Genomic DNA, 7,029 nt, shown 5'->3' on the forward strand with positions numbered 1-7,029 from the left:
ACCCCAGAAGACGACACTCCAAGATCGGAATGCTCAGCCCCGTAGAGTACGAACAAGCCCACACCCCCACTCACGCAGCCGCGTGAGCATCACACCCAACCCGTCCGGGAAACCGGGGCAACCTCAGTCAACGCAACACTCGTGATGACGAGGGGTTCGCGTTGGGGCGTCCTGTGATATCGGTTGAGGTTCAGCGTTCGTTCTCGGCGTGGATCCGACCGCGGCGTTCTCGGCTGTAACACCGTCTGATCGGATTTCGTCCTCGCGCCCATCCCGCTCGACACAGCGCACACACCTGCGCCGAAATCGTGTGCGGGCAGCATGGATTCGGCTAAGCTCGGGATGACTTTCCCGAGCCTCGCGCGTTACGGCAGGCTGGTCGTGGTCTTCACTCTTGCTGGAGACCGAAGTTCCGTACTCGAAGAGGCTGAATCTCACTACGGAGGGTTCCTCATGCGTGTCGTTTCCGTCCTCGCAACAGCTTTAGGCGCAACCGCGATATGGCTGACACTGGTGTCGACACCGGCCGTGGCCGAATTCGCCGCACCCCTCGACACAGAGACGCTGGTTTCCTTCGAATTCGGCCCAGACGGAGCCCGCAGTGAGTGCCGCAGCGGCAAATTCCTGTGCGAGCCGAACGAATTCAAATGCGACAACGACAGATGTGTTCAGAAGCAATGGCTGTGCGACGGCGACGACGACTGTGGCGACGGCTCCGACGAACGGAACTGTTAGACCGTGTCTCACGTCGCTGGTTTCGTCTCCGCAAGTTTCTTGTAGCCGGTCAGCGCTGCGGCGGGGGTGAGAAAGCCCAGCAAGTGGGTGGCTTTGCGGTCGTTGCGGTGTGTTGGTGCCTTTGAAGTTTGCCCGGTTGGCGATTTGAGTACGCGCGCCCGTATGCAGCAGCCTGTTCAGTTCCGCGATCGTGGTGGTGTTGTCAGTCTTGATTGCGGTCATGGCGACCTTCGCCGCACCGTCGAGTGCGAGTTGGGCGTCATCGATGAACACGACCTGTTCCAAGGTCACGCCGAGACGGTCGCAGCCCGGGGGCCGATTCGATGATTCGGCTTGGCGATGCCGGTCTCGTGCGAGTAGACGATGCCGACTGAATCTCCAAAGTTCGACTCACTCACTGCTACCGCTGCCACCGGCGTCGAATTCCGATGACGAGGCGCTGGTGCCCCCGCTGCGCCGGCCGGTGACACGACCACCCGTACCAGGCTCACCATCCTGATTGCGACGGCGGAGCACTCCGATGACGCCGAGCACCACCAGCACAGCAGCGACAAGGAAGCAGATCCCCGCGGCGACCGGGGAGAAACCCAATAGTGCGGTGGCGGCGATCAACACTACGCCTGCGATGACGAACGACATGCGGCCCTCCCAGCGAAAGCAGTGCGTTCAGCATACGATCCCCCGTTACATTCTTCGTGGCCTCACACGGGGCTACGGTCGCCAGTCCCGGTGCCCTCTCCCCCTGTCGCATTCATGATCCGGGTGTCGCCGGGTGCTGGCGTCGACGGATCGCTGATGGGGACAGGGCTGCTGGTAGGTCTCTTCGTAACGTGGGTGCCGGGCGTCGATGCCAGTTCGGGCGGCCGTTTCGGGTTTTGACGCGATGAGGAACTGCGAAGTGACACAAGCGTATGCCGTGTACTGCGGCGTTGATGTGGGAAAAGCGAACATCACGCGGTCGGTCTCGATGTGACCGGCAAGCGGTTGTTCGACAGGCGCTGACGAATGACGAGGCCCGGCTACGGGTGGTGTTCGACCGACTCGCCGCCTACGGCCCGCTGTTGATCGTGGTCGACCAGCCCAACACGATCGACGCCTGCCGGTCACCGGTCGCCCGCCTGCGGCCATGACGTGGCCTACCTGCCTGGTCTCTGTCCGGGAACCACCCGTACCAGCAACAGCATCCGGGGCTGCTGACGAGCATCCACCCCACGCTCGAACGAGTCCTGGGTCCAAGGGTTACAGTCCTGGAGATCCTTTCGCGCTGCGGCGGGCCCGAAGAAATCAGAGCTGCGGGCAATCGCAAGCTGACCACGATTGACGCCAGAGGACCAGCAAGCTGCGCCAACGCCGGCGCAGCACCGCGGCCCTGCCGACTTCGTTACAAGATCGGCTGCCTCTTCTCCTCCGGAAGCCGATCGATCAACAACAACAGCCGCCGATCGGACGCAACCCCCAACGCCCACAACTCATAGCACGACGAACTGCCCCGAGCCTCGAACTCGGCGAAACGTCGCTACCGGCCAGCCGTCGTCTCCCGATACACACCACCCTTCTCTCCGAACAATCACTCGCTGACCAGCCAACGATCCGGTTGACGAAAACCATAGCGACCCCCGGGGTCACCGGTCTGGTCTGGACCAACCGGGTCGGCACCATCGCGCCGCTGCTTCGGTAAGCACCGGCGCAGCAACCTCCCTGGAGCACGAAGAATCAGCGGACCGAGCCGGACGGCACCCACATCGAACAACAACAGCGGCCGGCCGACGACCAGACCAAGGCGCATGGGCTCCATCATCTGGACCCGGCGGCGACCGCTGGCTTCTGCGCGAGAGTCGGCGTCGACATGTCCATCAAAAGGGTATTCGCTGGGTAGATTCGGGCATTGAATCGCTGACCAGCGATGATGCTCTCCGCAATGCGGATGCTGCGGATTTTCCGCGTGGTATCCGTCCTCCTGGACGTGCTCGATCAACCGGGCCATCGGCGCGGTTGCGTTCGGATGCCAGGCGCGCCTACCGGCCATCAGTAGGGCCCTTCGCCGCGCCGCCTCGATCGCTTGCGCAACGTCATCGCCGCCGATCGCTCAATTCTCCATTTCTGCCCTGACTGCGGCCAGCGCATGCCAGGCGATCTCGGGGTGTGCCCGAGTGCGTCGGCGTGGGCCACGGCGATCTCCATCGAGTGTGAGCAATGAGTGTTGGACGTGGTAGTGCTCGTGACCGGACACTGCAGGGTATGAGCAAGTGTGACGGGTGGCCGCGGGCGGGGCGGTGCGGCTGATGGCTGGATCGTTCGGTGATGTTCCGCCGGGACCGGGGCTCGACAGCCATGGCAGGGTGGACGGTGATCTGGTGGCCGCGGCGCGGCTGCTTCGCCGGTTCGGGGTCTATGCCCTGGTTCTGACGGTGATCGTGGCGGTGGGCGGACATACGATCCTGGGTTTCGTGGTCGCCGCGGCGGGCGGCGCTCTGCTATGGGCCGGAGTCCGCGGCTGAGCTTCCTGTTCAGTCGAGCAGGTGTGCGAGCAGAGCGCGGGCGGCCGGGTTCGAGGGTGTCTGCTCGCGGCCGGCGAGATGGATCTCGCGCTGAAACCCAGGGTGGTCGACGAGCAGCAGCGCACCCGCATCGAACGGACCGGTCGTGGCGGCTGCGGTGAGCAGGTGGCAGCGGGCCGGATAAGGCAGGGTGGGAGTTGGGCATCCGGTCCGGCCGATAGTTCATCCGAAGAGTCGTAACCGACTGCGCGGGTCGGCCGAGATGCCGCATCTACAGGTCCGGGAACGGGAGGGCGACCGGGCGGCTGGACTATATCGAAGAAGTGCGGCGCACCTTCCGCGGCATTCTATGACCCGGGTGCGTCAGTGGCTGGAAGGTGTGGACCGCCGGTCAGCGGCAGCGGTCCGGCTGGTGCCGCAGCCACGCGCAACGCGCCGAACCCGATGCCGGCCACGCCGGTGTACAACCCCGGTACTTCGAGATCCCGGTAAAAGCCGCAACGCCATCCACGCCGCGAGATGTCCTCGACGACTGTCGCGGCGTGCCTGCGCAAACGATGCCACAGCTGGTCGTCGCCTCGCTCGGTGGCGACTGCGACGGCCAGTTCCAGGCTGCCGAAGTCACCATGGCACAGCGAGTGCCCGTTTCCGAAGCCGGCGCGCAACGTCGTATCCAGTGCGCGCAACTACCTGCCGCTGGCGGCAGCTGGCGCGGGTTCGCCGACGCCTACCGCCGCTACGGACGTGGCGCCGACGCCGCGATGCGCCGCGACTGGGTCTCGGCTTGTCTGTGGGCCGAGCGCACTGTCCCCGACTTCCTGTCTGTGGCGCACAAGGAAAAAGACACAGGGGGATCACCCGGACCCCGGCAGTCGGCGCACCTACAGCAGCGGTGGCTGGCGGCGGCTACCTTGTGGACGCACGCGCAGTGGGCCCCGGTCTCCGCGGCGGTGGACGGTGCTGGCGGTGTTGCAGGCATTGGCGTGGGCCTCAGCGGTGGGCGGGCAGGTCGCGCGTGGTGTGCCCGTCGTCGAGTTCGGTGGCCGGTCTCTGGCGGTGGCCGCGGGCCATCTGCCCGAATCCACCGTGTGGGGCGTGTTGCGGGAACTGCGCGAACTACCCGGCGCACCGATCTTCCGTATCCGCCCAGGCCAAGGACTGCTCGCCGACCGCTACGCCTTGGTCACACCACACCACGGCGCCCGCCCCATTCGCCCCAACGACGGCCAAATCAGCCGCACACAAGTGGAACCCGTCCATCCCGCTTGGTCGGTCCTCGGCCTGCACTGCCGACATGTGTATGAACTCGTCACCCGCGAGGGGCTCAGCACTCCAGCCGATGTGTTCGCCGCGGCTTGCATCAGCTCGAGCGCCGGATACAACGCCGTGGCCGTCCTCACCACCGCAGGACTGCTCACCCATACCCACGGGCGGCTGCAACCTGGAACAACCAGCCTCGATGACATCGCGCACGCGCATGGCCTCCACCATCGGCGCATCGAACGCCTCGCTCGCCATCACCAACACCGCGCAACGTGGAGGCACTGGCTCCACCAGCACACCGGACGCGAACGTGCTCACGCTCAACTCCGCATCGCGGCCGGGCAGCCGCGGGCGACCGGCGCAGCCACTGTGCTGCACGGAGCCGAGATAGGAAGCCACCTCCGCCCCTGCACAGACACTGCGGCGTCCGGCGGACCCCGACGCGAGAGCGCCCGCAGGGCGAAATGCCCGCCCACCGTGACCACACCCCGTGCCGTCGCGGTGGCGTCCACCGCTGCGGGCAGATCCGCGCGCGGTGTGAGCGTCATGCCCGAGACCGGCAGCCATGAACACACCGGATCGCCGTCCGCGCAGCGGGCGCGCTCCTCGGCCGGCACTGTCGGCGAACCCGCGCACACGACGTCCGACGCCATCTGCGCGCGCGTCGCAGTCGAGATCTATGTGGAGACATCCCACGTGCCGATCGCTGGTGGGCGCTGGTTGATCGAAGCAGACTCGATCGTCATCTACGAGCGTCCCACCGGGGTGAAGGTGGCATCCACCGTTCCGGCAGCCCTCCTTCGGAACTCACCGTCGTGGACGCGCGTTACCGACACCGGCTGGTAGCGGGTGATGCGCCGAGGTGAAGTCTCACGGAGCCGAAAATCCCACAGTGTTTCCGGTGTGTCGGAATGTAACGGTCGGGTCTGCGGCGACGAATACCAAGTGGGTGCAGATGTTTTGGTTACCACTCCGGTGGCTGGTACCCCGACGTTGGATACGTGCGCTGCCGCCGAACCAAGCACATGATTCCCCCTGCCCGGCGGCAGCGCCTCCGGGGCAGGTGCTTCACGGGCTGCCCGGTGAGCCTGGGCCGAGCTCGTCAAGCCCAGAAGGAGCGCACTACCCGCCGAAATTCGCCCAAGGCAACCGTTGCAACTTGCTCACGCCGAAACAGCCTTTACTGTCGAGACCGCTCTGCACTCGCGCCGTCCCCGTCGGGCGCTTGCGGGCCTGCAGGTAGTCGCGGCCGCGGCTTGCACCGGCTCGGCAGCTCGCCGCTCGGCGGCGGGCCGCCGTCGATACAAGAAGCTGGATGGGTCGATCTCTTTGTCACACTGCGCGGCTCGACGTGGCTGATCGGCGGCTTCGCCGGGCCAGCCGGATCCTGAAGGGCTTCGGCACTCGCGACGTGCAGAGGTGACGCCGGAGGTCATCGGGCCGCATCCTCGGCGTAGCTGGTCGGCGGTCGGCGTTCTGCGCCGCTGAAGTGCCTGCCTGGGCACGAGCTGAACGACCGGTAATCGGCCGTGCTCGTTGCCGGTCACGGCGACAGACTCGACTAGTGCCGTGTCAGGCAACGTTCGGTAGGTAATTCGGGTGCCGGATCTTGGATCCGACGGCGAAGTCGCGGACGGGTCCGGCGTGCTGGTTGCGCCAGCGGATGTAGGTACTGATCGCGTCGTCTTGTTCGCCGTGGCTGCGGTGGTCGGTGCCGTTCAGAGCGAAGTACCGCAGCGCGGCGAACTCGCACTCGAAACGGTTCAGCCACGAGGAGTAGGTAGGCAGGAACACCAGCTCGACCGTGTTCGCCGCGCACCACGCCTTGACCTCAGCGCGTTGGACCGAGTAGTTGTCGCAGATCAGATACAGTTTCTGGCCCGGCCAGCGGGCTCGCAGCGACTTCAGGAACACCAGGAACTCGGTCCACCGTTTCCGGTGCCGGATCCGGTAGTACAGCTGGCCTGAGCGCAGGTCCAACGCACCGAACATATGCCGGACGCCCTGGGTGCGCCGGTAGGTCGCGCCGCAGCCGCAAAGGTCGGCGGGCGTTGAACCAGCCGCGGCCGGGGCGGGGCTGCAGGTTCAGCGGCCCGAACTCGTCCACGCAGACCACGCGGCCGTCGGCGGGCGGATGGTCGTAGAGGTCGAGCACCCTCGCCAGCTTGGCCTGAAAATCCGGGTCGTTGCTGGCCTTCCACGTTTTCGTGGCCTGCCACGACACCCCACCGCCCTTCAGTATTTTCCGCAGGGTTTCGCGGCTGATGTCGGCGATATTGTTGATCCGCAGCACTTCCGCCAGCTTCGATAGGCTCCAGGTCGCGAACGGCCATCCCAGGTCACGGGGGCAGCACCGGGCGATCTGACAGATCCGATCACGTGTCGCTTGATCGGTCTTCGCCGGCCTGCCCCCGCTCCATTTTGGACACTGTTGGCGAATTCGATTGAGGTGACGCAGGTTCGGCATGCTTGATATCGGTTTCGGGGATGGTGTCGATGGAGGTTGTGGTGTCGTTGCGTCCGCGTGGGTGGG

General features: G+C 65.6%; 8 protein-coding genes and 1 pseudogene. 3 read left to right on the top strand and 6 right to left on the bottom strand.

Annotation, left to right across the window (positions count from 1 at the left end; genetic code table 11):
• Window positions 1-483: 483 nt before the first annotated feature.
• Both IU450_RS39035 and IU450_RS39040 read right to left on the bottom strand, forming a co-directional pair.
• Complete coding sequence (locus IU450_RS39035) at window positions 484-1,026, bottom strand: hypothetical protein (protein WP_195139992.1); 543 nt, start codon at window positions 1,024-1,026, stop codon at window positions 484-486.
• A gap of 99 nt (window positions 1,027-1,125) precedes the next feature.
• Window positions 1,126-1,374 (bottom strand): hypothetical protein, encoded by a 249-nt coding sequence (locus IU450_RS39040; protein WP_195154744.1) that lies wholly within the window; start codon window positions 1,372-1,374, stop codon window positions 1,126-1,128.
• 244 nt (window positions 1,375-1,618) lie between these two features.
• Between IU450_RS39040 and IU450_RS39045 the strand changes: the two are divergent.
• Window positions 1,619-2,054, top strand: a pseudogene (locus IU450_RS39045) (IS110 family transposase); the annotation flags it as partial.
• A 248-nt stretch (window positions 2,055-2,302) separates the two neighbouring features.
• Here the strand turns inward: IU450_RS39045 and IU450_RS39050 are convergent.
• The gene (locus IU450_RS39050) at window positions 2,303-2,719 is read right to left on the bottom strand and encodes a hypothetical protein (protein WP_195154745.1); all 417 of its coding nucleotides are present in this window, start codon (window positions 2,717-2,719) and stop codon (window positions 2,303-2,305) included.
• Between the two features lie 298 nt (window positions 2,720-3,017).
• Between IU450_RS39050 and IU450_RS39055 the strand changes: the two genes are divergently transcribed.
• Window positions 3,018-3,233, top strand: a complete 216-nt coding sequence (locus tag IU450_RS39055) for a hypothetical protein (RefSeq protein WP_195154746.1) — start codon at window positions 3,018-3,020, stop codon at window positions 3,231-3,233.
• 347 nt (window positions 3,234-3,580) lie between these two features.
• On the opposite strand, the gene IU450_RS39060 is transcribed toward IU450_RS39055, so the two are convergent.
• Together IU450_RS39060 and IU450_RS39065 are read right to left on the bottom strand one after the other, a co-directional pair.
• Window positions 3,581-3,919: a lanthionine synthetase LanC family protein gene (locus tag IU450_RS39060; RefSeq protein WP_195154747.1), complete on the bottom strand. Its 339-nt coding sequence runs from the start codon at window positions 3,917-3,919 to the stop codon at window positions 3,581-3,583.
• Window positions 3,920-4,349: 430 nt separating this feature from the next.
• Complete coding sequence (locus IU450_RS39065; RefSeq protein ID WP_195154748.1) at window positions 4,350-4,895, bottom strand: hypothetical protein; 546 nt, start codon at window positions 4,893-4,895, stop codon at window positions 4,350-4,352.
• A 147-nt stretch (window positions 4,896-5,042) separates the two neighbouring features.
• On the opposite strand from IU450_RS39065, the gene IU450_RS39070 reads away from it, so the two are divergent.
• The gene (locus tag IU450_RS39070) at window positions 5,043-5,342 is read left to right on the top strand and encodes a hypothetical protein (RefSeq protein WP_195154749.1); all 300 of its coding nucleotides are present in this window, start codon (window positions 5,043-5,045) and stop codon (window positions 5,340-5,342) included.
• Window positions 5,343-6,068: 726 nt separating this feature from the next.
• Here IU450_RS39070 and IU450_RS40500 read toward each other — a convergent pair.
• Entirely contained in the window at window positions 6,069-6,476 is a 408-nt protein-coding gene (locus IU450_RS40500) for a transposase (RefSeq protein WP_228835751.1), read from the bottom strand.
• Between the last annotated feature and the right edge of the window lie 553 nt (window positions 6,477-7,029).

The sequence above is a fragment of the Nocardia abscessus genome (assembly GCF_015477775.1).
Taxonomy (GTDB): Bacteria; Actinomycetota; Actinomycetes; order Mycobacteriales; family Mycobacteriaceae; genus Nocardia; species Nocardia abscessus_A.

Excerpts from the sequence above, each read along its gene's own strand:
- IU450_RS39050 (WP_195154745.1), bottom strand. The coding sequence starts at position 2,719 with ATGGCCCGGTTGATCGAGCACGTCCAGGAGGACGGATACCACGCGGAA.
- IU450_RS39055 (WP_195154746.1), top strand. The coding sequence starts at position 3,018 with ATGGCTGGATCGTTCGGTGATGTTCCGCCGGGACCGGGGCTCGACAGC.
- IU450_RS39070 (WP_195154749.1), top strand. The coding sequence starts at position 5,043 with ATGCCCGAGACCGGCAGCCATGAACACACCGGATCGCCGTCCGCGCAG.
- IU450_RS39040 (WP_195154744.1), bottom strand. The coding sequence starts at position 1,374 with ATGTCGTTCGTCATCGCAGGCGTAGTGTTGATCGCCGCCACCGCACTA.